This window comes from Sphingomonas sp., from assembly GCF_965200135.1.
GTDB lineage: Bacteria > Pseudomonadota > Alphaproteobacteria > Sphingomonadales > Sphingomonadaceae > Sphingomonas.
In genome coordinates, this window is record NZ_CBDATK010000004.1 from 143,753 (window position 1) to 167,720 (window position 23,968).

Genomic DNA, 23,968 nt, shown 5'->3' on the forward strand with positions numbered 1-23,968 from the left:
TTTGGAGAAAGGCGCGAAGCTATCGAGAAGGTGCAGGGCCGACAGGACGTCGGTCGCAACGCTAGACCTGGGGGTAAGAGCCTGCCGCGACGCCGTCAAGCGCCGTCAGAACGGCTTCACCACCGCCAGCACCACGATCACCGCCAATCCCACCGCCGGCACCTCGTTCAACAACCGCAGCGTCCGCCCGCTCAACGTCGGCCGCCCCGCCGCCAGCTTTTTCGTATAACCGACCGCCCAGCCGTGATAGCCGGCGAGCAGCAGCACGAAGAGCAGCTTCGCGTGCAGCCACCCCTCCCGCCAATGCTGCCCGACGGTCGCCAGCAACAGCCCCAGCGCGATCACTACCAGCATAGCCGGCGTCAGGATCACGCGACGCAGCTTCGCCTCGCGCTCGACCCAGGCGCCCGCCTCCTCCGCCCGCCCCGCCTCGATCGCCTCCTGATGATGGACCAGATAGCGCGGCAGGATGAACAGCCCCGCCATCCAGAACACCATGAAGATGATGTGAGCGGCGAGCAGCCACAGATAGGCACCGGCAAGCTGTTGCATCGTCATCCCCTGACCTGACGCAGCAGCGCCTCGACATGCGCGATCGGCGTATGCTGGCCGATCCCGTGCCCCAGATTGAAGATATGCGGCCGCTCGGGGAACGCCGCAAGCACCCGCGCGATCCCGCGCGTCAGCGCCTCGCCCCCGGTCAGCAGCGCCAGCGGGTCCAGATTGCCCTGCACCGGCAGCCCCGGCGGCAGCATGGCGTCGGCCAGCACCGGGTCCAGCGTCTCGTCCAGCCCCAGCGCGTCCACCCCCGTACCCTCGGCATAGGCGCGCAGCTTGTCGCCCGCGCCCTTGGGAAAGCCGATGATCGGCACGCCGGGACAGCGCGCGCGCAGCGCCGCGACGATCCGTGCGTTGGGCTCGATCACCCAGCGCTCGAACTGTTCGGGCGACAGGCTGCCGGCCCAGCTGTCGAACAGCTGCGCCGCCTCCGCCCCCGACGCGATCTGCCCGGCCAGATACTCGACGGTCAGGTCCGCGATCGCGTCGACGATCGCGGCGAACGCCACCGGATCGGCATAGGCGAACGCCCGCGTCTCCGCCTGGTCCTTCGATCCCTGGCCCGCGACCATGTAGGTCGCGACGGTCCATGGCGACCCCGCAAAGCCGAGCAAGGTGGTCGCCGCCGGCAACGACGCCGCCGCGCGCCGTACCGTCGCATAGATCGGCGCCAGCCTTGCGACGTCCGGCGACAGCTCCGCCAGCTTCCGTGTCAGCAATGTCGGGGAGAGCCGCGGCCCTTCCCCGGCCCCGAAGCTCAGCTCCTGCCCCATCGCCCAGGGCACCATCAGGATGTCGGAGAACAGGATCGCGCCGTCGAACCCGAACCGCCGGATCGGCTGCAGCGTCACCTCCGCCGCCGCCTCGGGATCGGTCGCCAGCGCCAGGAAGCCGCCCTTTTCCGCCCGCAACGCGCGATATTCGGGCAGATACCGCCCCGCCTGACGCATCAGCCACACCGGCGGCCGGTCCTGCCGCTCGCCCCTCAACGTCGCGAGCAATGGCTTGTGCACGGAATCGGGCAGGGCTCTTCTACCTATTAAGAGAGTCTTAAAGAGGATGTTGATGTAGTTGGCGCGTGGATGACGGCCATTAGCGGCTGTCCCGCTTTTGCCAACAGCTTGACCCCATCCGCGCCGCTGCCGCCTGACGAGTCGATCAGGTCGTGCCCGCTATCCACAGGCTGGGTATGGAACGGGGGGCTGTGCGCGGATTTGTGGACCGAACGCGGGTTGTCCACGCCCGTCCTCTCGCTTGGCGGCCCGGCGCGGTTGCGCTAGCGGTTGTCCGCATGTTGTCCACAGAGTCATGCTGAAGCCCGATGCGGCTCCACCTGCACCTGCTCTCGGACTCGACCGGCGAGACGCTGGAGAACATCGCCAAGGCGGCGCTCGCGCAATATGACGATGTCGAAACCGTGCGTCACTTCTGGCCGATGGTCCGCACCGAGGCGCATCTGGAGCGTATCCTTCAGGAGATCGCGCAGAATCCGGGGCTGGTGATCTTCACGCTCGTCAACCCGGTGACGCGGCGCATCCTGGAGGGACGGTGCGGCCAGCTCGGCCTGCCCGCGGTGGCGCCGCTCGATCCGGTCAACGACGCGCTGTCGGGGATGCTGGGACAGACCGCCAAGGCGCGTCCCGGTCGCCAGCATGCGCTCGACGCCGCCTATTTCGCGCGCGTCGACGCGATCCAGTTCACGATCGCGCACGACGACGGCATCGGCCATCAGGACTGGGAAGAAGCCGACATCGTGCTGGCCGGCGTGTCGCGCTCGTCCAAGACGCCGACCTCGATCTACCTCGCCAATCGCGGCTACAAGACCGCCAACATCCCGATCGTGATCGAGAGCCCGCCGCCCCGCACGCTGTTCACGCTCGCGCATCCGCTCGTCGTCGGGCTGACCACCAGCGCCGACCGGCTGATCGCGGTGCGTCGCAACCGCCTGCTGTCGTTGAACCAGCAGCCCGACACCAGCTACGTCGACGAGGAAGCGGTCGCGCGCGAGCTTACCTATGCCCGCCGCATGTTCGCCGACAACGACTGGCCGGTGATCGACGTGACGCGGCGCTCGATCGAGGAGACGGCGGCGGCGATCATCGCGCTCTGCCAGGAACGGCGGGATGCTGCGGCATGAGCAGATCGCTGATCCTCGCCTCGCAGTCGGCGTCGCGACGCGCGATGCTGGCGGCGGCAGGCGTGCCGTTCACCGCCGAGACGGCCGGCGTGGATGAGGATGCCGCCAAGGCGGCGCTCGCCGATCTGTCGCCCCGCGACCTCGCCGATGCGCTGGCCGAGCTGAAGGCGCTCAAGGTGTCCGCGCGCCATCCCGACGCGCTGGTGCTCGGCAGCGACTCGGTCGTGGCACTCTCCGACGGCACGCTGCTCGACAAGCCGGAGAGCCGCGAGCAGGCCGCCGATCACCTCACGCGCATGAGCGGCGGCACGCACAAGCTGTGGAGCGCCGCTGTCATCGCCGAGGGTGGCCGACCCGTGTGGCGTCACGTCGACGCGGCGACGCTGCACGTTCGAACGCTGTCCTACGGCTTCATCGATCGCTATCTCGACGCCGAATGGCCGGCGGTCGGCGGCTGCGTCGGGGTGTTCAGGATCGAGGGGTCGGGGGTGCAGCTGTTCGACCGGATCGAGGGCAGCCACTTCACCGTGCTCGGCCTGCCGTTGATCCCGGTGCTCGGTTTCTTGCGTGTTCGGGGGATAATGGCGTCATGATGCGTTTTGGTGTGAACTTCACTCATCTTTGGTCATGACCGGCCCTTATGCGGAGGTGATCGGCGACCCGATCGCGCACTCCAAGTCGCCGCTGATCCACCGCTTCTGGCTCGACGCGCTCGGCATCGACGCCGACTATCGCCGCACCCAAGTCGCGCCAGACGACTTGTCGGCGTTCGTGACGCAGCGGCGCGGTGACCCCGCCTGGCGCGGCTGCAACGTCACGCTGCCGCACAAGGTCGCGGTCATGGACCTGGTCGACGATCCCGGTGAGGTCCGCGCGTCGATCGGCGCGATGAACACGCTGCTGCACCAGCGCGACGGCGCGGTAATCGGCACCAACACCGACGCCGGCGGCTTCGCGGCGCCGATCTCGGCGCTCGATCTCGGCGGCCGTCATGCCGTGGTGATCGGGGCGGGCGGGGCGGCGCGCGCGGTGCTGTGGGCGCTGGCACAGCTCGGTGTCGAGCGGGTGACGGTGATGAACCGGACCCCGCTCAAGGCCGCGGGCCTGCTGGCACGCTTCGGGCTGAAGGGCGACGTGGTGCCGCTCGCCGCGCCGCTGCCCCCGACCGCCGCGCTGCTGGTCAACACCAGCGTGCTCGGCATGACCGGCCAGCCGCCGCTCGACATCGACCTGGCGCCCTTGCCCGAGGACGCGGTCGTCTACGACATCGTCTACGCCCCCCTCGAAACCCCGCTCCTCGCCGGCGCCCGCGCCCGCGACCTCGCCGTCGTCGACGGGCTGGAGATGCTGATCGGCCAGGCCGCGCTCGCCTTCGAGCTGTTCTTCGGCGCGGCACCGCCGCGCGACCGGGATGAGGAACTGCGCGGATTGCTGACGGCGTGAGCCACCGATGCTGAAAGTCGGCCTCACCGGCTCGATCGGCATGGGCAAGTCCACCGTCGCCGCGATGTTCGCCGACATGGGAGTGCCCGTGTTCGACGCCGATGCCGCCGTCCACCGGCTACAGGGTCCAGCCGGCCGCGTCGTCGCCGCGATCGAGGCCGACTTCCCCGGCACCACCGGCGCCCGAGGCGTCAACCGTACCGCGCTCGCCGAAGCGGTGCTCGGCGACATGGCGGCGATCAAGCGGCTCGAAGCGATCGTTCATCCCGCCGTCGGGGAGGAACGCGCCGCCTTTGTCGCCGCCCACACCGCCGCGCCGTTGGTCGTGTTCGACATACCGCTACTGTTCGAAACCGGCGGCGATCGCGCGGTCGACAGGGTCGTGGTGGTCAGCGCGGCGGCCCCGGTGCAGCGCGCGCGCGTCCTCGCCCGCCCCGGCATGACCGCGACCAAGCTCGACGCGATCCTGGCGCGCCAGTTGCCCGACGCGGACAAGCGCGCCCGCGCCGACTTCGTGATTCCGACCGACGTCTCGCTCGCCGAGACCCGCACCGCCGTCGCCAACGTCCTCGCTTGCCTGCTGCCGCGCGAGGATTCATAGCGTCGCGATGCGTGAGATCGTGTTCGATACCGAGACCACCGGCCTGAGCTATCCGGGCGGTGACCGGATGGTGGAGATCGGCTGCGTCGAGCTGGTCAATCGCTGCGACACCGGCCGCCACTTCCACGCCTATTTTAACCCCGAGCGCGACATGCCGGAGGAGGCGGCGCGCATCCACGGGCTGCGCGGCGACTTCCTGCGCGCCAAGCCGCTGTTCGCCGCGCTGGTCCACGACCTGCTCGACTTCATCGCCGACGCGCCGCTGGTGGCCCACAACGCGACGTTCGACTTCGGCTTTCTCAACGGCGAGCTGGCGCGCTGCGGTCGCCCGGCGGTGTGCATGACGCGGATGGTCGATACGCTGCCGCTCGCGCAAAAGCGGCATCCGGGCGCCAAGCACAACCTCGACGCGCTCTGCACCCGCTACGGCATCGACCGCTCGCACCGCGTCCATCACGGCGCGCTGCTCGACGCGCAGCTGCTGGCGCAGGTCTATGTCGAGCTGATGGGCGGGCGCCAGATCGGCCTCGGCCTGATCGCGGACGTGAAGGCGGCGGCGGTGCCCGTTGCGGCGGCCCGGACGCGGCCCGTCCGCCCACCACGCCTTTTCGCCGTGTCGGAGGGAGAAACGGCACGACATCGGGCGTTTCTTCGGACGGTCAGCAACCCGTTATGGGGACCGTCCTTGGAAGAGGCGGTCGGCTGACGGAGGTAACGCGGGCAGGCCCGCCAACAGAGCGGGCCATTCGTGCCCGCCAGCGAAGGAGCAATTACGCATGGACATCCGGATCTCCGGCCATCAGGTCGTCACCGGCGACGCGCTCAACACCCACGTCCACACCCGGCTCCAGGCCATCGTCGACAAACATTTCAGCCGGGCCATCTCGGCGCAGGTGACCTTCGGCAAGGGTCCGCACGACAACGGCTTCACCTGCGACATCGTCATGAACGTGATGCGCGGGCTGGTGTTGAAGGGTCGGCACGACGGACAGGACGCGCATCCCGCTTTCGACGGCGCGGCCGAGAAGATCGAGAAGCAGCTGCGCCGCTACATGCGCCGGCTCAAGGATACGCACGCCGCCGAGACGATCGAGGTGGCGGAGGCCGGCGCCTACGACAACGCCGGCTACACGCTGTTTCAGGAGCCGCGTGAGGAGGAAGAGGTCGGCGACGCCCCGCTGATCGTCGCCGAGACGCGCGTCGACGTCCCCGACGCCAGCGTGTCGGACGCGGTGATGATGCTCGACCTCCGCAACACCGCCGCGCTGCTGTTCAAGAACTCCGGCACCGGGTCGTACAACATGGTCTATCGCCGTGGCGACGGCACCATCGGCTGGGTCGAGCCTCAACGAGCATAGGCACAAGCGCGAGCATAGGCGCCACCCCGAGCTTCCCAAGCCCGGTCGCGGGGCCTATGGCGCGCGACCGGAACTCCTCATGTCCAACACCACCGATCTCAGCGACCTGCTGCGCCCCAACGCGGTGCAACTCGGCGTCCCCGTGCTGGGCCGCAAGCCGTTGTTCGGCCATGTCGCGGCCATGCTCGCCCGCGCCACCGGCGCCGACCGCATCGCCATCGCCGATGCGTTGGCGGCGCGGGAGAAGCTCGGCTCGACCGGCTTCGGCGGCGGTGTCGCGATCCCGCATGCGAAGCTGCCGGGACTGGCGCAGGTCACCTGCGCCTTCGTCCGCCTGGCGCAGCCGATCGACTGGCAGGCGGTCGACGGCGTTCCCGTCGATCTGGTGATGACGCTGCTCTCCCCCGCCGACGCCGGGGCGGATCACCTCAAGGCGCTCGCCCGCGTATCGCGGCGGCTGCGCGATCGCGCGTTCCTCGCCAAGCTGCACGGCGCCGCCTCGCCCGACGCGGTCTATGCGCTGTTCACCGCCGACCGTGCGAACGATGCCGCCTGAGGCCGACGAGCCGAAAGAGGGTGGCGAAGCCGCGCATTACCGCGCGCTGGAGTCGCTCTACGCGCACGCGCCGATCAACCGCTTCTTCGACAGTCGCCTCGAATTGCCCGAAAGCGGCATCGCCCGCATCCGCTTCACGATCGACGAACGCCATTTCCATGCCGGTGGCGCGGCGCACGGGACGAGCTATTTCAAGATGCTCGACGACGCCGCTTTTTACGCCTGCAACAGCCTGATCACCGATCGTTTCCTGCTGACGACGCAGTTCAACATTCTCTTCACCCGTCCGCTCGGCGCCGGGCCGGTCGTCGCGGAGGGCCGCTGGGTCAGTGGTCGGCGCCGCGTTTTCGTCGGCGACGCGCGGCTGATCGACGGTGAGGGCGAAGAGGTGGCACGCGGCACCGGCACCTTCATGCGCTCGCGCCTGCCGCTCGCCGATCTGCCCGGCTATCGCCGTGAGTGACCGCCTGCCGACGCAGGTGCTGGTCAGCGCGCTGCTGCGGCAGGTCAACGATGCCGGCGGCTTCGGTGCGGTGCTGGCGAAGGGCGATCCGCAGGCGGGCGCGGTGCTCGTCGTCGCGGTCAATCGCGGCGAGAGCCGGCTGCTCGAACGCGGGATCGGACCGGACGGACGACCGGGTCTGATCGACTCGACACCCGCCGACGATCTCACCGGATATTGGCAGCGACGGCGCGCGCGCGACCCCGATCTGTGGGTGATCGAACTGGACATCGCGGACTCGCCACGGCTCGCCGCCGAAGTGCTCGGCACAGGTTGACCTGCGGCCGCAACGGCCCGAACCCCACCCCATCGAAACGCAGCGTTGTGCTGGCCGCGGGTGCGATCCCACGCCGGTGACGCAGTCGGGGGGTGGTTCGGACGATCGGCCGGGGGGTCGTAGGCCGCGCACCAACTGCATAGATCCGGCCGTCCCATGCCGCTCCTTCGGCACGTCACCCGCCTGCTCGGCGCTTTTTTCCTGATCGCGGGGGTAAGTCCCGCCCTCGCCGACGACGAACCCGGCACCCGCACCGTCGCCGCGACCATTGCGGCCCCGCTGCCGACCCCGGCCGCCGCCGCCTCACCGAAGACGCTGTTCGCCAGCCTCGCCGCCGCCGTCGCCGCCCAGGACGGCACCGCATCGGACGAGCACCTCCGCTGCCTCGCTGGCGCCGTCTATTTCGAGTCGCAGGGTCAGCCGCTCGCCGGCCAGTTCGCGGTCGCCCGCGTCATCCTCAACCGCATCCGCTCGGGCCGGTTCGCGTCCAGCGTCTGCGGTGTCGTGCTCCAGCGCGGTCAGTTCGGCTTCGTGCGCGGCGGCGCGATTCCGGCGATCGACGCCACCCGCTCCGCCTATCGCACCGCCATCGCGGTCGCAAAGGTGGCGCTCACCGAGGCGTGGACGACGACGACCGCCGGCGGCGCGCTCTATTTCAACGGTGTCCGCGCCCGCCGCGTCGGTGGCCAGCGAATCGCGGTGATCGGCGGCCACGCCTTTTATCGTTGAGCCGCCGTCCGGCTTGCGTTCCGTTCCTCGGATGTTCTAATCGTCGCGGGTGCTCGAACTCGCGCCCCAACCCTGTCTCGACGACCCCGGCTCGCCGCTCTGCGCCGCCGAGGTGTGTCGCGGCGTCACCCGGCTGCTGTTCCGTCACGACCTGATGGCGATGGCGGAGGTGCCGCTCGACGGCGGCCGCCGTGCCGACCTGATGGCGATCGACGCGCACGGCCGGCTCGTCATCGTCGAGATCAAGGTGTCGCGCGCCGACCTGCTCGGCGACGGCAAATGGCCCGACTATCTCGACCATTGCGACCGCTTCTTCTGGGCGGTGCCCGCCGGCTTCGACCTGCAACCGCTCGACGGGCCCGCCTTTCTGCCCGAACGCACCGGCATCATCGTCGCCGACCGCTACGACGCCGCGATCGTGCGTGAGGCGCATTCGCACCCGCTGGCTGCCCACGCCCGCAAGCGCTGCACGCTCGCCTTCGCCCGCCGCGCGGCACGCCGGCTGATCGGGCATCACGATCCGGAGCTGGTGGTCTTCTAGAGGCGCGGTCCCGCCACCGCCGGGTTGGCGCGGCGTGGCGCATCCGCGAACAGCTTGGCGATCGCCGCCGCCCGTGTGTCCCGGCCCGCATAATCGCGCGCCGACAGGCCGTTATAGTCCTTCTGGTCGGGATTGGCATTCGCCGCCATCAGCAGCCGCACGGCTTCGGCATTCCGCAGCTGCGTCGCCAGGATCAGCGGCGTGACGCCGGATGCGTTGGGCAAGTTCGGGTTCGCCCTGCCCGCGATCAACAGCGGCACCAGCTCCGAATGCCCGGTTTCGATCGCGATCAGCATCGGCGTGTTGTTGCGACCGTCGCGGATGTTGGGGTCGGCACCCTTTTGCAGCAGGAAGGTCGTGTAGGGCACATCGCCGCGCCGCACGACGATGTGCAGCGCCGTCTCGCCGCTGGTCACGTCGCGCGTGTTGACGATCTGGCTGCCCGGCTTGTTGAGCGCGGTGATGACCTCGTTGTTCTTGGCGTCGCGCACCGATTGCAGGAACTTGTAGCCGTCCGACTGGAACTGCGCCGCCACCGGCGTGGCGCCGAGCAGGGCTAGAATGGCGAGCGAGCGGCGGAGCGACATGGGGCGATTCCTGCGTGATCTGCGATGCTTGCGCGTGCCGCTGATACCGATCAAGGCTGGCGTCAAGATGAACAGGCTCACCTTCCTCCTTCCGCTGGCGCTCGCCGCGTGTCAGCCGGCCGCACCCGCCGCGCCGCCGCCGCTCGCGGGCGCGCGGATCGGCGGCCCGTTCGCGCTCACCGACGGCGACGGCCGCCCGTTCACCGAGCGCAATCTGCTCGGCCATTATTCGATCGTCTATTTCGGCTACACCTTCTGTCCGGACGCCTGCCCGACCGACATGGGCGCGATCGCCGCCGGGCTGAAACAGGTCGAGCGCACCGACCCGGCGATCGCCGCGAAGGTGGTGCCGATATTCGTCACCGTCGATCCGGTGCGCGACACGCCGGCGGTGGTGAAGGCGTTCGCCGCCGCCTTTCATCCCCGCGCGATCGGGCTGACCGGGACGACCGCCGAGATCGATCGGGTCGCGCGTGAATACGGCATAGCCCATTCGATCGGCGCGAAGTCGGCGGGCGGCTATCTGGTGGATCACAGCCGCGCCGCCTATCTGATGGGACCGGACGGCAAGCCGATCGCGCTCGCCGGGCAGGACGGCGGCCCATCGGCCGTCGCCGCGACGATCGAAAAGTGGGTGAAGTGACGCAAGCATCGTCCGGCCGGTTCTGGGAGCGTCCGATCGAGACGCTCGACCGCGGCCAGTGGGAAGCGCTGTGCGACGGCTGCGGCAAATGCTGCCTCCACAAGCTGGAGGACGAGGATACCGGCGAGCTGCACGCGACCAACGTCGCCTGCCGCCTGCTCGATCGCCGCACCGGGCAATGCCGCGACTACAAGCACCGCCGCGCCTATGTCCCCGAATGCGTGCGGCTGACCGCCGGCAACGTCCGCGACATCGAATGGCTACCCTCGACCTGCGCCTATCGCCTGCGCGGCGAGGGGCGGCCGCTACCCGACTGGCACTATCTCGTCAGCGGTGATCGCGAGTCGGTGCATCGCGCCGGTCAGTCGGTCAGCGGCTGGACCGTCAGCGAGGACGAGGTCGGCGACCTGGAACACCATCTGATCGACCGTGAGCTCTGACCCGACCGCCGAGTGGGAGGTCGTCCGTCACCCACGGGCGCGCACGCTCAAGCTGTCGCTCGATCCCGTCACCGGCCGCGCGCGGCTGACGCTGCCACGTCGCGCCGCGCTGAAGCCCGCGCTCGCCTGGGCGCAGGGCAAGGCGGACTGGCTCGCCGACCAGCGCGCGCGGCTGCCGACGCCGCGCCCGTTCGTCGACGGGGCGGTGCTGACCGTGGCCGGGGACGAGCTGACGATCGCCTGGAGCGCCGGTCCCCGTCGCACGGTGTTGCGAGAGGGTGACCGGCTGCTCGCACAGGGGCCGGCCGAGACGCTGGGTCGCCGCGTCGAGCTGTGGCTGCGTCGCGAGGCGCTACGCGTGCTCAGCGAGGAAACGGCCGCGTTCGCCGCCAAGGCGGGCGTCACCGTGGCGCAGGTCGCGGTCGGCGACCCGCGCGGGCGGTGGGGCAGCTGCGCCGGCACCGGCGTGATCCGCTACAGCTGGCGGCTGATCCTCGCCCCCGGCTTCGTCCGCCGCGCCACCGTCGCGCACGAGGTCGCGCACCGCGTCCACATGAACCACGGCCCCGCCTTCCATGCGCTCGACCGGGAGCTGCTCGGCACCGATCCGGCGCCGGCACGCGCGTGGCTCCGCAGCCACGGCGCGGGGCTTCACTGGTTCGGCCGCTCTTCCGGCTGAGGATCGCTCGACCCGTTTCGGGGGAGGGCGCGCGCCGGATCGTCGCGGCGGCGATCGGCCGGCGGCGACTGCTCGTCGCGCGTCGTCTTCTCGATCAGGTCGCCGAGCGGGTCGGAGCCGTCGGTGGGCGGGCCTGCTCCCTGATCCGAGGCCGAGGGCGGCACCCGCTCGGGCAGCGGATTGCCGTCGGCGTCCACACCGCCGCCCACGGAAACTCCGGCGGTGTTGTCGGGTTCGCCGAAATACGCCTCTTCCTCGTTCGCGAGCGCATCGTCGGGCAGCGTCACCGCCGTCTGGAACTGCTCGATCGGCCGCCCGCGCGTCGCCGGGCCCATGAACGCGGCAAAGGTCCGCGCCGGCGCGGTGCCGCCGTGCAGCCCCGGCACCGGCCGCGCGTCGTCGCGGCCGATCCACACGCCGGTCGTCAGCCCGGAGGAAAAGCCCAGGAACCAGCCGTCCTTGCCCGAGCTGGTCGTCCCGGTCTTGCCCGCTACCGGCCGGCCGATCTGCGCCGCGCGGCCGGTGCCGGTGTTGACCGCGGTCTGGAGCAGGTCGATCATCTCCGCGGCGACGTTGGGCGCGACCAGCACATGGCTGCGGTCGGTCTGGTGGGTATAGATCACCTCGCCGTCCGCCTCGACGCGATTGATGCCATAGGGCGTCACCGCGACCCCGGTCTGGCCGACGCTGGCGAAGGCGCGGGTCATGTCGATCAGCCGCACGTCGGACGTGCCGAGCACCATCGACGGGTGCGTGTTGACCGGCGTCGTGATGCCGAACCGCCGCGCCATGTCGGCGACGGTCGGAAAGCCGACCTCCTGCCCCAGCTTCGCCGCCACCGTGTTGAGCGAGTAGGCGAACGCGGTCCGCAACGTCACCGGCCCGGAATTATGCCGCGAATCGTTGCGCGGGCTCCAGCCGTCGATCGTCACCGGCTCATCGACCTCGATGTCCTCGGGCCGCTTGCCCGCCTCCAGCGCCGCCAGATAGACGAACAGCTTGAACGACGACCCCGGCTGCCGCACCGCCTGCGTCGCTCGGTTGTAGATCGAGGTGACATAGTCCTTGCCCCCCACCATCGCCCGCACCGCGCCGTCGCGGTCGAGGCTGATGAGCGCCCCCTGCGCGCTGGCGGGCGTGTTGGCGCGGATCGCGGCGTCGGCGGCGGTCTGCATGCCCAGGTCCAGCGTCGTGTAGACGTCGAGCGGTCGGTCCTGCTCGTCGATCAGCGTATCCAGCTGCGGCAACGCCCAGTCGGTGAAATACCGCACCGAGTTCTGCTTGGGCGGTGGTTTCAGCTGCAATCCCTGCGGGTCGGCGGCGGCGGCCTGCGCGGCGGTGATCGCGCCGGCGTCCTGCATCGCCTGCAACACCACGCCCGCGCGACCCACGGCGGCGGCGGCGTCGGCGGTGGGAGAGTAGTTGGACGGTGCCTTGACCAGCCCCGCGATCACCGCCGACTCCGCCAGGCTCAGATGATCGGCGCCATGCCCGAAGAACAGTCGGCTGGCGGCGTCGATCCCATAGGCACCGCCGCCGTAATAGACCTTGTTGAGGTACAGCTCGAGGATCTGGTCCTTGGTGAACTTCCGCTCCATCGCCAGCGCCAGGATCCACTCCCGGAACTTGCGCCCGAACTTCTTCTGGTTGGTCAGAAAGACGTTGCGCGCCAGCTGCTGCGTGATGGTGGAGCCGCCCTGCACCCACCGCCCGCGCTGCATCCGCACCTGCACCGAGCGTGCGATGCCGATCGGATCGACGCCCAGATGGCTGCGGAAGCGCTTGTCCTCGACCGACACGGTCGCGTCGCGCATCGCCTGCGGGATCGAGTCATAGCTCAGCCAGCGGCCATAACTCGGCCCCTGGCTGAAGATCACCGTGCCGTCGGCGGCATGGACGCGGATCATCTGGCCGTTGGGCGACGATTTGAGCGTGTCGAAGTCCGGCAGCTGCGATCGCGCGACGTAGACCGCGATCACCAGCGCGGTCAGCGCCAACGCCGCCAGCCCGAACAGTACCTGCAACGTGCGGACGATGCGACGCCGCCACGGCGAGGAAGGACCGGGGGAGGGGCGGGGACGCGCGCGAGCCATTCGCGCTGTCGATTATCCGCTTACCGCCCCCGCAACAAGGCTGCCTATTCCGCCGTGCCGCGCGATCGGAAGTCGAGGCAGACCGAGTTGATGCAATAGCGCAGCCCGGTCGGCGGCGGCCCGTCCGGAAAGACGTGGCCCAGATGGCTGTCGCACCGCGCGCAGCGGGTTTCGGTACGCACCATGCCGTGGCTGCGATCGGTATGGTCGACGACGGCGTCCTGCTCGACCGGCGCGGTGAACGACGGCCACCCCGACCCGGAGTCGAACTTGTCGGCGGAATCGAACAGATCGAGCTGACAGGCCGCGCAGCGATAGGTGCCGGCCGCCTTGTTGTCGGTCAGCGCACCGGCATAGGCGCGCTCCGTGCCCGCCTCACGCAGCACATGATATTGCTCGGGGGTCAGGCGCTTGCGCCATTCGGCTTCGGAGAGATTGAGGTGATCCATGGCAGCAATCTCGGTATCGCAAGAGGAAGCTTCAAGCCATCATGGCCCGACGCGGGTCAGCCGGGCCACAACCTCGATCAACGCCGGTCGCGCCGCCAGCAACGCCAGCGGTGCCAGTCGGCTTTCGGCGATCCGCCGCGCCGCGCCCGCGACGCCCAGCGGCCGGGCGAGCCGCCGCGCGAACTGCGGTTGCCACCTGTCCATCGCGGCGGCCCCGCCGCGCGCATAGGCGGCCGCCGCAGCGATGCCGCCGGCGATGGCGATCCCCATCCCCTCGCCGGCTAGCGACGGGATGACCCCCGCCTGATCGCCCAGCCGCACCACGCCCGGCGGCGCGGTATGGGCACGCCACCCATAGGGCACGTTGGCGATCGCATCGATCGGCGCGGCCGGATCGGCATGGGCGAACCGCTCCCCGAGCGTCGGCAGTTCCCGCGCGAGATCGCGGAGGAGCGCGACCGGATCGCCCGCCTGTGCGAGGCGCGACCGATGCACCGCCAGGCACAGATTGCCGCTGCCATCTTCCTGCAGGCACAGGCCGGCATAGCCGCGATCGAACAGATGCAGCTCGATCGCCCCGCCGACCAGCCGGGTCAGCCCCGCCGACGCGGGCAAGCGAAGCCGTAGCCCCAGCGTCGGATCGTCGCCCCGCGCGTCGACCGGCCGGGCAAGCCCGCGCACATCGTGCTTGCCGCTGGCCAGAAACAGCGTCTCCGCCACCAACGTCGCGCCGTCGGCGGTGCGCGCCTGCATGCCCTCGATCGCGCGCACCGCGACGCCGCGCTCGATCGCCGCGCCGTCGCGTATCGCGCGATCGAGCAGCAGCGTGTCGAGCCGGTGCCGCGACACCGACACCGCCGGGCGGGGCAGGCGCGCGCCGGCGGTGCGGCCGCCCGCGAACAGGCGCACCTCGGTCAACCGTTCGCGATTGAGCTGGTCCGCCTCGATCCCCAGCGTCGCCAGTCGGTCGAGCGTCCGCCAGCTCAGGAACCCGCCGCACAGCGCGTCGCCCGTCTCGCGCGACCGCTCGACCAGCAGGTGCGGCAACCCCTCGCGCGCCAGCCCGATCGCCGCCGCCGCGCCCGCCGGCCCGCCGCCGACGATCAGCGCCGGTGTTCGACGCACAGCCGGAACGGAAAGACACGGCGCACGGTCGCGCCCGCGATGCCCGCCTCGGCGAGCAGCGGCGGCCACTCCGCTGGCCGGTAACTGCGCGCGATGGACAGGGTGCCGTCATGCCGCACGATCGGATGCCAGCGCGCCAGCGTCGCCAGCAACGGGAACCCGAGATGCGCGAAGCGATGGCGATGGAGGTCGTTGACCAGCCAGCCGACCCGTGCGTGCGCTTCCATCCAGCGCAGAAAGCCGACCAGTTGCGCGTGCGTCATGTGGTGCGCGACGAGACTGGATATCACGCAATCCCACGGCTCTCCGGCGAGATCGGCATAATCGCCGGTGACGTAGCGGATCGGCAACGCTGCTTGGGTGCGGGCACGCGCGGCCAACTCGCTGCGCGGGTTGAGATCGACCCCGACCAGCTCGACCGCCAGCCCGCGCCGCGCCGCCCAGCGCGCGATCCGGCGCAGCATGTCGCCATCGCCGAACCCGACGTCGAGGACACGCAGGCTCGTTCGCCTCACCGCCGCGCGGCTCAGGAAGGCCAGGGTCGGTCGCCCCGCCATCGTCACGACGTTGACCCGCGCGAGGTCGGCGACGACCGCCGCATAGGTCTCCGCCGACAGGTCGTCGGCGTCCATCAGTTCCTCGGCGTGGGCGCGGTTCGCCAGGCTCATGTCGAGGCGAACCCGAAGCCCTCGGCCGCCAGCCCCGGCCCGAACGCCAGCGCGACGCCGCGCGTCACCGGCGGCCCGGCGAGCAGCCGCGCCAGCACGAACATCAGCGTCGCCGACGACATGTTGCCATAGTCGCCCAGAACCGCGCGCGACGCCGCCAGCGCGTCGGGCGACAGGTGCAGCGCTCCCTCCACCGCGTCGAGGATCGAGCGCCCGCCGGCATGGACCGCCCAGCCGTCGACCTCTTCCGCCGCGACGCCGCCGGTCACCGCGTCCGCCAGCGCGCGATCGGCGAGCGCGCCGGCGATGCGCCCCGGCACCTCGCCCGACAGGTGCATCGCGAACCCGCTGTCGGTGATGTCCCAGCGGATCAGGTGACCCGATTCGGGCAACGCCGCCGCGAACGGCCGGTCGAGCCGGAACCCGCCCGCCTCGCCCGTCACCAGCGCCGCCGCCGCGCCGTCGCCGAACTGCAGCATCGCGAGCAGCGGCTCGATTGCGGTCGCGGGCTGGAGGTGGAGCGTCGACAGCTCCACCGTCACCACCAGCACGCGCGCGCCCGCGTCGGAGCGGACGATGTGCCGCGCGGTGCGGATCGCGGCGACGGCGGCGTAGCAGCCCATGAAGCCGACCAGCAGGCGCTCCACCGACGCCGACAGGCCGAGCCGCGCGGCGATGATCTGATCGACGCCGGGGGCGACGAAGCCGGTGCAGCTCGCCACCACCAGATGCGTGATCCCGTCCAGCGCGACCTGTTCGCCAAGCCGCGCGATCGCGTCGAGCGCCAACGCGGGCGCGGCCTCGGCATAGACCCGCATCCGCGCGGCCGTGCCCGGATGCGCGTCGCCGGCATAGAAGCCCCCCGCCGCGACCGGCGAGCCGCCATCGTCGCCCACCGGCAGCACCGACCAGCGGTGGTCGATTCCCGCGCGCGCGGCCATGCGGTCGAACAGCTTTGCCGAGCGCGGCTCCACCTGTGCGCGCGCCCAGTCGATGAACGCGGCGTGCACGTCATGGCCGGGAACGGCCGTGCCGATCGCGTGGAGGTAAGCGGACAAAAAGGCCCTTTCGCGCCCGAGGACTACCGACAACGCGCGATCGGGCCGACCGTGCCGCGCCCGGTGCTTTCGTCAGCCCGCGTCCGGCCCCAGGCTGGCGTCCAGATCGCGCGGCCGGACGAACCGCACCAGCGTCGCCGCCCCTTCGGCCAGGTCGCGCCAGCGATCGACCTCGAAGCGCAGCTGGGCGACGCTCGCGGTCGGGTATTTCTCCTCCACCGCGTCGCGCAGCCCCGGCTCGGCGTCGGGCACCAGCAGCAGCACCAGATCCTCCAGCCCCGGATTGTGCCCGACCAGCAGCGCCGTCGCCGCGCCGTCGGGCAGGTCGCGCGCGACGTCGAGCAATGTCGCCGCCGAGGCGAGATAGATGCGGCGGTCCCACACGGGTGCCAGCGTCCGGCCATAGCCGACCGCGACGTCCTCCAGCGTCTGCTGCACCCGCAACGCGGGCGAGGCGACGACATGGTCGAACTCGACGCCCTCGCGGCGCAGATGCTTGCCGACCGTCTGCGCGGCGCGCTTGCCCTTGCCGTTGAGCGGCCGGTCGAAATCGCGTTGCACGGGATCGTCCCAGCCCGACTTGGCATGGCGCAGCAGCGTCAAGGTCTTCACGTCCGCCCCTCCCGCGTCAGGCAGGGGCGTCATGCCCCAACCGGGCGGGCGATGATAGCCGCGATGCGACGCGCGCGATCGCTTCGTCGAGCGTCACGCGCACGATCGGCACCCCTGGTGGAAAGGCCGACAGCAGTCGTGACGGCATGGCGGCGGACAGCAGCACGAACGCGCCACGATCGGCCGACGTGCGGATCAGCCGCCCGAACGCCTGCGCCAGTCGCGCACGGACCAGCCGGTCGTCGAACGCGGCACCGCCGCCCGCCAGCTTGCGTGCGGCGTGGAGCACGGTCGGCTTGGGCCAGGGCACGCCCTCCATCACCACCAGCCGCAGCGAGTGACCCGGCACGTCCACCCCGTCGCGCAGCGCGTCGGTGCCGAGCAGGCTGGCGTTGGGATCGTCGCGGAAGATGTCGACCAGCGTCCCCGTGTCGATCGGATCGACATGCTGCGCGTGCAGCGGCAGGCCGTCGCGCGCCAGCCGGTCGGCGATCCGCCCGTGGACGCCGCGCAGCCGGCGGATGGCGGTGAACAATCCCAGCGTCCCCCCGCCCGCCGCCGCGATCAGCCGCGCATAGGCGTTGGCGAGACTGCCGAGGTCGCCGCGGATCACGTCGGTGACGATCAGCACCTCCGCCTGCTCGGCATAGTCGAACGGGCTCGGCGCCTCGAACGAGGTGGCGGGGCGGCCGAGATGCGGCGCCCCGGCCCGCGCCTCCGCATAGGCCCAGTCGCCCCCCGCGGTCAGCGTCGCGGAGGTCACCAGCACGCCGTGCGCGGGCTTCAGCACCACCTCGGCGAACGGTCGCGTCGGATCGAGCCAGCGGCGGTGCAGCCCGACATCATATTCGCGCCCGTCCGCGCGATCGACCGCCAGCCAGTCGACGAAGTCCGGATCCGCCGGTCCGCCGATCCGCGCCAGTAGCGCCAGCCACGCCGCCACCGTCTCCGCGCGCCATCCGGTCGAGGCGATCGCGCCCTCGATCCGGGCGCGGGCGGGCGCGTCCATCCAGTCGGGCGCCTCCGCCAGCACCGCCTCCAGCCGCCGCCCCAACGCGTTGAGCGGCCGCACCAGCGCGTCCAGCGCCTGCGCGGCGGGCGCGGCGGCCTCGATCAGCGCCGGCGTCGGCTCGGCCAGCTCGGTCTCCAGCCCATAGCCCGCGTCGCCGGGCTGCTCGGCGCGCGCATAGGTCAGCCCGCGCACGGCGGCGAGCAGCGCCTCGATCGGGCCGAACGGCTGGCCCTCGACCAGTCGCCCGAGCCAGCCGTCGCTCGGCAGCGCGCGCGCCGCGTCGACGGTATCGACGATCGCACGGTTGCCCGCCTCGTCGTAACTGGCGACGTCGAGCAGCCGCGCCTGCAATCCCCGCCGCCGCCCGCGCCCGCCCGCCTCCGGCCCGACGATCCAGCGGCGCAGCTCGATCAGCTCCGCCCCGGTCAGCGCCACGCCGAACATCGCGTCGGCGGCGTCGTGCAGGTGATGCCCCTCGTCGAAGACATAGCGCGTCGGCCGCGTCGCCAGTTCGCGCCCGCGCGCGGCGTTGACCATCACCAGCGCGTGGTTGGCGATGACGATGTCCGCCTGCGCCGACGCCCGCGCCGCGCGCTCGATGAAGCATTTGCGGTAATGCGGGCAGCCGGCATAGATGCACTCGCCGCGCCGGTCGGTCAGCGCCACCTGCCCGTTGCGGCGGAACAGCGTCGTCAGCCAGCCCGGCAGGTCGCCGCCGACCATGTCGCCGTCGGCGGTGTAGGCGCCCCAGCGCGCGACCAGCTGCGCCAGCACCGCCGCCCGCCCCGCGAACCCGCCCTGAAGCGCGTCCTCCAGATTGAGCAGGCACAGATAGTTCTCGCGCCCCTTGCGCGTCGTCACCCGCGCGCGATGCTCGGCGGGGTCGGGGTGGAGCCGCGCGGTCTCATGCGCCAGCTGGCGTTGCAGCGCCTTGGTGAAGGTCGCGATCCACACCGCCCCGCCCGCCTGTTCCGCCCAGATCGCGGCGGGGGCGAGATAGCCCAGCGTCTTGCCGATGCCGGTCCCCGCCTGCGCCAGGATCAGGTTGGGCGCGTCACGGACGCTGCGCGGACCGAAGGCGGCGCTGGCGGCGGCGGCATAGGCGCGTTGCCCCGGCCGCTCCTCCGCCCCCCCACTTCCTCCGACGCTGCCCGTAAGCGCCGCCAGCCGGGTCGCGACCTCGGCGGGGTCGATCGTCACGGTGCGCGGCGCCGGACGCGGCGGCGCCTCCTCCCATTCGGGCAACCGCGAGAACAGCCACCGCTCGGCGCGTTCGGGCTTGGTCAGCCGCTCCAGCACCGCCGGCGCCCACGGCCAGCGCAGCCGTTGCAGCGACTGCGCCGCGCTCCACGCACCCTCGCGCTCCGGCCACTCGCCCGCCGTCCCCGCCAGCAGCGCCTCCGCCGCTTCTAGCAGGAAGCTGCCGACATCCTCGTCACGCTCGGGCGGCGACAGGTCGACCGCACGCGCCAGCCCCGCCGGGGTCGGCACCGCGAACTTCGCCGGGTGGATGAACGCGAACAGCTCCAGCAGGTCGAGCCCCGACAGCTCGGCATAGCCCAGCCGCTGCCCGATCAACGGCGCGTTCAACAGGATGACCGGCGTCTCCGCCGCGACCCGGATCGCCTCCGCCCGCCCGATCGCCCGCGCCCCCTCGCGCGTCGCGAGCCAGATGCCGGCGTGGCTGGCATGAAGGGCAGGGTGGGGGAGCACGACACCTCCCTAGCGCGGGAGGAACGGGAGGGGAACGACGGTTCGTCTCAGTCGGAACGGTGCTCGGCGGCGGCGCGGTCGACCTCCGTCTGGATGATCCGTCGCGCATTGGCGGCGTCGCGCACGCCCATGATGAGATATCGGCCGCGGCGCGCGCCCGCGCCCTTGCGGCGCAGATTGTGCGGTGCGTCGGTGGTGATCGTCAGGCTGCCGGAGCCGTCGCCGTATTCGACCACGTCGACTCCAGTCACGAACCTGAGCGGCACAGCCTCCAGCACGCGACGGTTCGGCCGGTCGATCGCCTTGAAGAAGCGCCGGTCGGTCACCGCCCACACCGCCGCCGCCTCGTCGCGGCGGCTGCGGAAGCCCTGCCGGATCGCGAGCACGCCGACGCCGGTGAAGAGCGTGCCGAACCCGGCGAAGATCAGGAAGGCGAGAAGGCCGTTCTGCTCGTCGAACACGGTGCGGACCCGCGACAGCGCGGTCAGCAGCGGCCACAGCCCGAACAGCACGAAGGGGACACCGACGCAGCCGGGGGCGAGCGCGCCCGCCTGCATCCCGGTGCTGGTGCCCGCCGCCCACAACAACCGCTCGCCCGGATCGAGCTGCCGATCGACGGCGGCGCGTTGGGTGGGAGAGAGCTGATCCATGGTCGGTCCGGCCTATCCGCGCGCGTCGCCGGTCGACAGCGTCGCGCGACAAACGGGCGTCGGGCCGCTCGCCGGTCGGTGGCGCAGGCCGAGGGCCACGGGGTGACGCTCGCGTCCGAGGGCGCTAGTCACCCGCCATGACCCAGGACGATCTCCGCCCCGCCGCGCTCGCCTCCAAGGCCTGGCCGTTCGAGGAGGCGCGCAAGCTGCTCGCGCGCTGGCCCGACGGCAAGCCAGACGGCGCGCCGATCCTGTTCGAGACCGGCTACGGCCCGTCGGGGCTGCCGCACATCGGCACGTTTCAGGAGGTGCTGCGGACCACGATGGTGCGGCGTGCCTTCGCGACGCTGTCCGACCAGCCGACCCGGCTGCTGGCGTTCAGCGACGACATGGACGGGCTTCGGAAAGTGCCCGACAACGTCCCCAACGGCGCGATGCTGGCCGAGCATCTCGGCAAGCCGCTGACCCGCATCCCCGATCCGTTCGGCAAGCATGACAGCTTCGCCGCGCACAACAACGCGCGGCTGCGCGCGTTTCTCGACCGCTTCGGCTTCGATTACGAGTTCGCGTCCTCGACCGACTATTACGCCGCCGGGCGCTTCGACGAGGCGCTGCGGGGCGTGCTGCGCCACTACGCCGAGATCATGGCGGTGATGCTGCCGACGCTCGGCGCCGAGCGTCGCGCGACTTATTCGCCGGTGCTGCCGATCAGCCCGTCGACCGGCATCGTGCTCCAGGTGCCGGTCGAGGTCGTCGATGCCGAGGCGGGCACGATCGCGTTCGACGATGCGGGCACCCGCGTCGAACAGTCGGTGCTCGGCGGCCTGGCGAAGCTGCAATGGAAGCCCGACTGGGGCATGCGCTGGGCGGCGCTGGGCGTCGATTACGAGATGCACGGCAAGGACCTGATCGATTCCGCCGCGCTGGGCGGCCGCATCTGCCGCATCCTCGGCGGCCGCAAGCCCGAGACGCTGGTCTACGAGCTGTTCCTCGACGATACCGGGCAGAAGATCTCCAAGTCCAAGGGCAACGGCCTGTCGATCGAACAATGGCTGGACAACGGGCCGGAGGAGAGCCTCGCCTATTACATCTATCGCGAGCCCAAGCGCGCCAAGCAGCTGCATCTGGGCGTGATCCCGCGCGCGGTGGACGATTACTGGAAGTCTGTCGCCGACCATGCCGCCCAGCCGCTCGACCAGCGGTTGAGCAACCCCGTCCACCACATCCACGACGGTGCCGTGCCCGACAGCGTGCCGCCGGTCCCGTTCGGGCTGCTGCTCAACCTGGTCGGCGTGCTCGGTGCCGGCGCGACCGAGGAGCAGGTGCGCGGCTATCTCGGGCGCTATCTGCCGGCGGCGCAGGCGAGCGACCCCGCGCTGACCGCGCTGGTGCCGTTCGCGATCCGTTACCACGCCAGCGCCGTCGCACCGACGCTTCACCGCCGCGCGCCCGACGCGCGCGAGGCGGAGGCGCTGCGGCTGTTCGACGACGGCCTCGCCACGCTGTCCGCCGATGCGAGCGCGGAGGATCTCCAGACGCTGGTTTACGAAACCGGCAAGACGGTGTTCGGCAAGGAGGCGCTGCGCGACTGGTTCAAGGCGTTGTACGAGACGCTGCTCGGGTCGTCGCAGGGACCGCGCATGGGCAGCTTCGTGGCACTCTACGGCATCGCCGAGACGCGCGCGCTGATCGCCGAGGCGCTCGCACGGTGACGCCGCGCATCCTCATCATCGCCGGGTCCGATTCGGGCGGCGGCGCGGGGATTCAGGCGGACATCAAGACCGTCACCATGCTCGGCGGCCATGCGATGACGGCGATCACCGCGATCACCGCGCAGAACACGCTGGGCGTGCAGGCGGTGATGCCGGTGCCGGCCGAGATGGTCGTGGCGCAGGCGCGCGCCTGTGCGGACGACATCGGCGTCGATGCGGTCAAGATCGGCATGATCGGCTCGGCCGAGACCGCGCACGCGGTCGCCGACTGGCTGGCGGCGCTCGACCCCGCCAGGCCGATCCCGATCGTGTTCGACCCCGTCATGGTCGCGACCTCGGGCGCCGTGCTCGCCGACGCCGACACGATCGCCGCGTTCGGGCGGCTGATGGACCTGTGCACCGTCGTCACCCCGAATCTTCCCGAGCTGGCGGCGTTGGGCGGCGAGGCGGCGGTGCTCGCCCGCGCGCCGGCGCTGCTCGTCAAGGGCGGCCATGGCGACGGCGCGATGCTGGTCGACCGCCTCGTCACCCACGCCGCGCCCGCCAGCATTCATGCCGGCGCGCAATGGGAGAGCGAGCGGATCGAATCGACCGCGACGCACGGCACCGGCTGCACGCTGGCGAGCGCGCTTGCGGTCAACCTCGCGCGCGGGAAGCCGCTCAAGGCCGCGATCGCCCGCGCGCGCCAGTTCGTCCGGCTCGCGATCAAGGACGCGCCGGGCCTGGGGCAAGGCCACGGCCCGATGGGGCAACAGCAGGTGCGTCAGGACCTCGGCCCCGGCCCGCGCCTCAATCAGGTGACGCTGCCGTCGGCCGGCGCCGCCACCGACCTCGCCTTTTACGAAGCGCTCGGCCTCAGGCAGGTCGTCGCCACCGACCACGGCTATGCACGCTTCGAGGCGCCCGGCGGCACGACGCTGTCGCTCGAAGCCGGGGCTCGGCCCACGATCTTCCTCGAGGTCGAGGATCTGGACAGCCAGCTCGTCCGCCTGCGCCGTCTCGGCATCGACGTCGCCGAGGTCCCGACCGACCAGCCGTGGCGCTGGCGCGAGGCGCGGCTGACCGACCCCAGCGGCAACGCGGTTTGCCTGTTCGCCGCCGACGAGAACCGCCGCTATCCGCCATGGCGCATCGCATGAGCAAACGCCCCTCGCTGCGCCACGAACGGCTCTGCCTGGCCCCCGTCGCCGGGGTCGACGAGGCCGGCTGCGGCCCGCTCGCCGGGCCGGTCGTCGCCGCCGCCGTGATCCTGCCCGTGCGCGGCGTCCCGCGCGGTATCGACGATTCGAAAAAGCTCCCCGCCGCCGAGCGCGCCCGCCTCCACGGCCGCCTGCTCGCCTGCGCGGTCGTCGGCATCGGCATCGTCGAGGCGGACGAGATCGACCGGCTCAACATCTATTGGGCACGGATGAAGGCGATGACGCTCGCGGTCGAGGCGTTGGCGCAGGCGCCCGCCCATATCCTGGTCGACGGCAACCGCCTGCCGCGCTGGGATCGCGCCGCCACCGCGATCGTCGGCGGCGACGCGCTGTCGCTATCGATCGCCGCCGCCTCGATCGTCGCCAAGCACACCCGCGACGCGATCATGCTCGCCCATGCCGAATCATACCCGCAATATGACTGGCATTCGAACAAGGGCTATGCCGCCCCCGCCCATCGCCGCGCGCTGCGCGAGCACGGCCCGACCCCGCTGCACCGCCGCAGCTTCGCCCCCGTGGCCGAGGCGGTGCTTGCGCGATGGGGTGAGTCCTCCGCGCCACACCCCCACGGGTTGAGTCCGCCACCCGGCGACGGACTCAATATCTAGGTCCACCCCATCTCCGTT

Annotated in this window: 28 protein-coding genes; 17 read left to right on the top strand and 11 right to left on the bottom strand. The window is 71.2% G+C overall.

Translation table 11 applies throughout. The annotated features are described in order from the left end of the window. Window positions 1-105: 105 nt before the first annotated feature. Together ACOFKS_RS02775 and hemE are read right to left on the bottom strand one after the other, a co-directional pair. Window positions 106-552 carry a CopD family protein gene (locus tag ACOFKS_RS02775; RefSeq protein ID WP_419807720.1) on the bottom strand — a complete coding sequence of 149 codons (447 nt, stop codon included), beginning with the start codon at window positions 550-552 and terminating at the stop codon, window positions 106-108. A gap of 2 nt (window positions 553-554) precedes the next feature. Beyond that, window positions 555-1,598: a uroporphyrinogen decarboxylase gene (gene hemE / locus ACOFKS_RS02780; RefSeq protein WP_419807943.1), complete on the bottom strand. Its 1,044-nt coding sequence runs from the start codon at window positions 1,596-1,598 to the stop codon at window positions 555-557. A 281-nt stretch (window positions 1,599-1,879) separates the two neighbouring features. Here hemE and ACOFKS_RS02785 point away from each other — a divergent pair, with 281 nt between their 5' ends. The 11 genes from ACOFKS_RS02785 (at window position 1,880) to ACOFKS_RS02835 (ending at window position 8,702) form a co-directional block, all read left to right on the top strand. Continuing rightward, window positions 1,880-2,695 carry a pyruvate, water dikinase regulatory protein gene (locus ACOFKS_RS02785; RefSeq protein WP_419807721.1) on the top strand — a complete coding sequence of 272 codons (816 nt, stop codon included), beginning with the start codon at window positions 1,880-1,882 and terminating at the stop codon, window positions 2,693-2,695. Continuing rightward, on the top strand, window positions 2,692-3,288 hold the full coding sequence (locus ACOFKS_RS02790; protein ID WP_419807722.1) for a Maf family protein: 597 nt from the start codon (window positions 2,692-2,694) through the stop codon (window positions 3,286-3,288). Before ACOFKS_RS02785 ends, ACOFKS_RS02790 begins: the two co-directional genes overlap by 4 nt. Window positions 3,289-3,322: 34 nt before the next feature. After that, on the top strand, window positions 3,323-4,138 hold the full coding sequence (aroE, locus tag ACOFKS_RS02795; protein WP_419807723.1) for a shikimate dehydrogenase: 816 nt from the start codon (window positions 3,323-3,325) through the stop codon (window positions 4,136-4,138). Between the two features lie 7 nt (window positions 4,139-4,145). Then, window positions 4,146-4,739: a dephospho-CoA kinase gene (gene coaE / locus ACOFKS_RS02800; protein WP_419807724.1), complete on the top strand. Its 594-nt coding sequence runs from the start codon at window positions 4,146-4,148 to the stop codon at window positions 4,737-4,739. 7 nt (window positions 4,740-4,746) lie between these two features. After that, window positions 4,747-5,445, top strand: coding sequence for a DNA polymerase III subunit epsilon (dnaQ, locus tag ACOFKS_RS02805; RefSeq protein ID WP_419807725.1), 699 nt, complete (start codon window positions 4,747-4,749; stop codon window positions 5,443-5,445). A gap of 70 nt (window positions 5,446-5,515) precedes the next feature. Then, entirely contained in the window at window positions 5,516-6,097 is a 582-nt protein-coding gene (gene hpf, locus ACOFKS_RS02810; protein ID WP_419807726.1) for a ribosome hibernation-promoting factor, HPF/YfiA family, read from the top strand. A gap of 79 nt (window positions 6,098-6,176) precedes the next feature. After that, the gene (locus tag ACOFKS_RS02815; RefSeq protein ID WP_419807727.1) at window positions 6,177-6,653 is read left to right on the top strand and encodes a PTS sugar transporter subunit IIA; all 477 of its coding nucleotides are present in this window, start codon (window positions 6,177-6,179) and stop codon (window positions 6,651-6,653) included. Further along, entirely contained in the window at window positions 6,643-7,116 is a 474-nt protein-coding gene (locus tag ACOFKS_RS02820; protein ID WP_419807728.1) for a PaaI family thioesterase, read from the top strand. Before ACOFKS_RS02815 ends, ACOFKS_RS02820 begins: the two co-directional genes overlap by 11 nt. After that, on the top strand, window positions 7,109-7,432 hold the full coding sequence (locus ACOFKS_RS02825; protein ID WP_419807729.1) for a DUF1491 family protein: 324 nt from the start codon (window positions 7,109-7,111) through the stop codon (window positions 7,430-7,432). The genes ACOFKS_RS02820 and ACOFKS_RS02825 overlap by 8 nt, the downstream gene beginning before the upstream one ends. A gap of 156 nt (window positions 7,433-7,588) precedes the next feature. After that, window positions 7,589-8,161 (top strand): cell wall hydrolase, encoded by a 573-nt coding sequence (locus ACOFKS_RS02830; protein ID WP_419807730.1) that lies wholly within the window; start codon window positions 7,589-7,591, stop codon window positions 8,159-8,161. Between the two features lie 49 nt (window positions 8,162-8,210). After that, on the top strand, window positions 8,211-8,702 hold the full coding sequence (locus ACOFKS_RS02835) for an MmcB family DNA repair protein (RefSeq protein ID WP_419807731.1): 492 nt from the start codon (window positions 8,211-8,213) through the stop codon (window positions 8,700-8,702). On the opposite strand, the gene ACOFKS_RS02840 is transcribed toward ACOFKS_RS02835, so the two are convergent. Next, window positions 8,699-9,289: an ankyrin repeat domain-containing protein gene (locus tag ACOFKS_RS02840; RefSeq protein WP_419807732.1), complete on the bottom strand. Its 591-nt coding sequence runs from the start codon at window positions 9,287-9,289 to the stop codon at window positions 8,699-8,701. The genes ACOFKS_RS02835 and ACOFKS_RS02840 overlap by 4 nt on opposite strands. 67 nt (window positions 9,290-9,356) lie before the next feature. Here ACOFKS_RS02840 and ACOFKS_RS02845 point away from each other — a divergent pair, with 67 nt between their 5' ends. From ACOFKS_RS02845 to ACOFKS_RS02855, 3 genes are read left to right on the top strand one after another with little or no spacing between them, the layout of a single operon-like run. Continuing rightward, window positions 9,357-9,932 (top strand): SCO family protein, encoded by a 576-nt coding sequence (locus tag ACOFKS_RS02845; RefSeq protein ID WP_419807733.1) that lies wholly within the window; start codon window positions 9,357-9,359, stop codon window positions 9,930-9,932. Further along, entirely contained in the window at window positions 9,929-10,372 is a 444-nt protein-coding gene (locus tag ACOFKS_RS02850; protein ID WP_419807944.1) for a YcgN family cysteine cluster protein, read from the top strand. Before ACOFKS_RS02845 ends, ACOFKS_RS02850 begins: the two co-directional genes overlap by 4 nt. Beyond that, window positions 10,362-11,051: a M48 family metallopeptidase gene (locus ACOFKS_RS02855; protein WP_419807734.1), complete on the top strand. Its 690-nt coding sequence runs from the start codon at window positions 10,362-10,364 to the stop codon at window positions 11,049-11,051. Before ACOFKS_RS02850 ends, ACOFKS_RS02855 begins: the two co-directional genes overlap by 11 nt. Here the strand turns inward: ACOFKS_RS02855 and ACOFKS_RS02860 are convergent. The 8 genes from ACOFKS_RS02860 to ACOFKS_RS02895 form a co-directional block, all read right to left on the bottom strand. Continuing rightward, window positions 11,024-13,144, bottom strand: coding sequence for a transglycosylase domain-containing protein (locus ACOFKS_RS02860; protein ID WP_419807735.1), 2,121 nt, complete (start codon window positions 13,142-13,144; stop codon window positions 11,024-11,026). The two genes, ACOFKS_RS02855 and ACOFKS_RS02860, sit on opposite strands and share 28 nt — an antisense overlap. 44 nt (window positions 13,145-13,188) lie before the next feature. Further along, the gene (gene msrB / locus ACOFKS_RS02865; protein WP_419807736.1) at window positions 13,189-13,593 is read right to left on the bottom strand and encodes a peptide-methionine (R)-S-oxide reductase MsrB; all 405 of its coding nucleotides are present in this window, start codon (window positions 13,591-13,593) and stop codon (window positions 13,189-13,191) included. Window positions 13,594-13,632: 39 nt separating this feature from the next. Beyond that, the gene (locus tag ACOFKS_RS02870; protein WP_419807737.1) at window positions 13,633-14,718 is read right to left on the bottom strand and encodes an NAD(P)/FAD-dependent oxidoreductase; all 1,086 of its coding nucleotides are present in this window, start codon (window positions 14,716-14,718) and stop codon (window positions 13,633-13,635) included. Further along, entirely contained in the window at window positions 14,697-15,386 is a 690-nt protein-coding gene (locus tag ACOFKS_RS02875; RefSeq protein ID WP_419807738.1) for a methyltransferase domain-containing protein, read from the bottom strand. Before ACOFKS_RS02875 ends, ACOFKS_RS02870 begins: the two co-directional genes overlap by 22 nt. Next, window positions 15,383-16,444 carry a type III polyketide synthase gene (locus tag ACOFKS_RS02880; RefSeq protein WP_419807739.1) on the bottom strand — a complete coding sequence of 354 codons (1,062 nt, stop codon included), beginning with the start codon at window positions 16,442-16,444 and terminating at the stop codon, window positions 15,383-15,385. The genes ACOFKS_RS02875 and ACOFKS_RS02880 overlap by 4 nt, the downstream gene beginning before the upstream one ends. A 72-nt stretch (window positions 16,445-16,516) precedes the next feature. Next, a complete protein-coding gene (locus tag ACOFKS_RS02885; RefSeq protein ID WP_419807740.1) occupies window positions 16,517-17,056 on the bottom strand; it encodes a SixA phosphatase family protein in 540 nt (179 codons plus the stop codon). Between the two features lie 16 nt (window positions 17,057-17,072). After that, on the bottom strand, window positions 17,073-19,781 hold the full coding sequence (locus ACOFKS_RS02890) for an ATP-dependent DNA helicase (RefSeq protein WP_419807741.1): 2,709 nt from the start codon (window positions 19,779-19,781) through the stop codon (window positions 17,073-17,075). 47 nt (window positions 19,782-19,828) lie between these two features. Then, window positions 19,829-20,431, bottom strand: a complete 603-nt coding sequence (locus tag ACOFKS_RS02895; RefSeq protein ID WP_419807742.1) for a hypothetical protein — start codon at window positions 20,429-20,431, stop codon at window positions 19,829-19,831. 137 nt (window positions 20,432-20,568) lie between these two features. Here ACOFKS_RS02895 and ACOFKS_RS02900 point away from each other — a divergent pair, with 137 nt between their 5' ends. The 3 genes from ACOFKS_RS02900 to ACOFKS_RS02910 are packed head-to-tail and all read left to right on the top strand — an operon-like array spanning window position 20,569 to window position 23,950. Further along, window positions 20,569-22,143, top strand: a complete 1,575-nt coding sequence (locus ACOFKS_RS02900) for a lysine--tRNA ligase (protein WP_419807743.1) — start codon at window positions 20,569-20,571, stop codon at window positions 22,141-22,143. After that, the gene (gene thiD / locus ACOFKS_RS02905; protein ID WP_419807744.1) at window positions 22,140-23,282 is read left to right on the top strand and encodes a bifunctional hydroxymethylpyrimidine kinase/phosphomethylpyrimidine kinase; all 1,143 of its coding nucleotides are present in this window, start codon (window positions 22,140-22,142) and stop codon (window positions 23,280-23,282) included. Before ACOFKS_RS02900 ends, thiD begins: the two co-directional genes overlap by 4 nt. Next, window positions 23,279-23,950: a ribonuclease HII gene (locus ACOFKS_RS02910; RefSeq protein WP_419807745.1), complete on the top strand. Its 672-nt coding sequence runs from the start codon at window positions 23,279-23,281 to the stop codon at window positions 23,948-23,950. Before thiD ends, ACOFKS_RS02910 begins: the two co-directional genes overlap by 4 nt. Window positions 23,951-23,968: the final 18 nt, after the last annotated feature.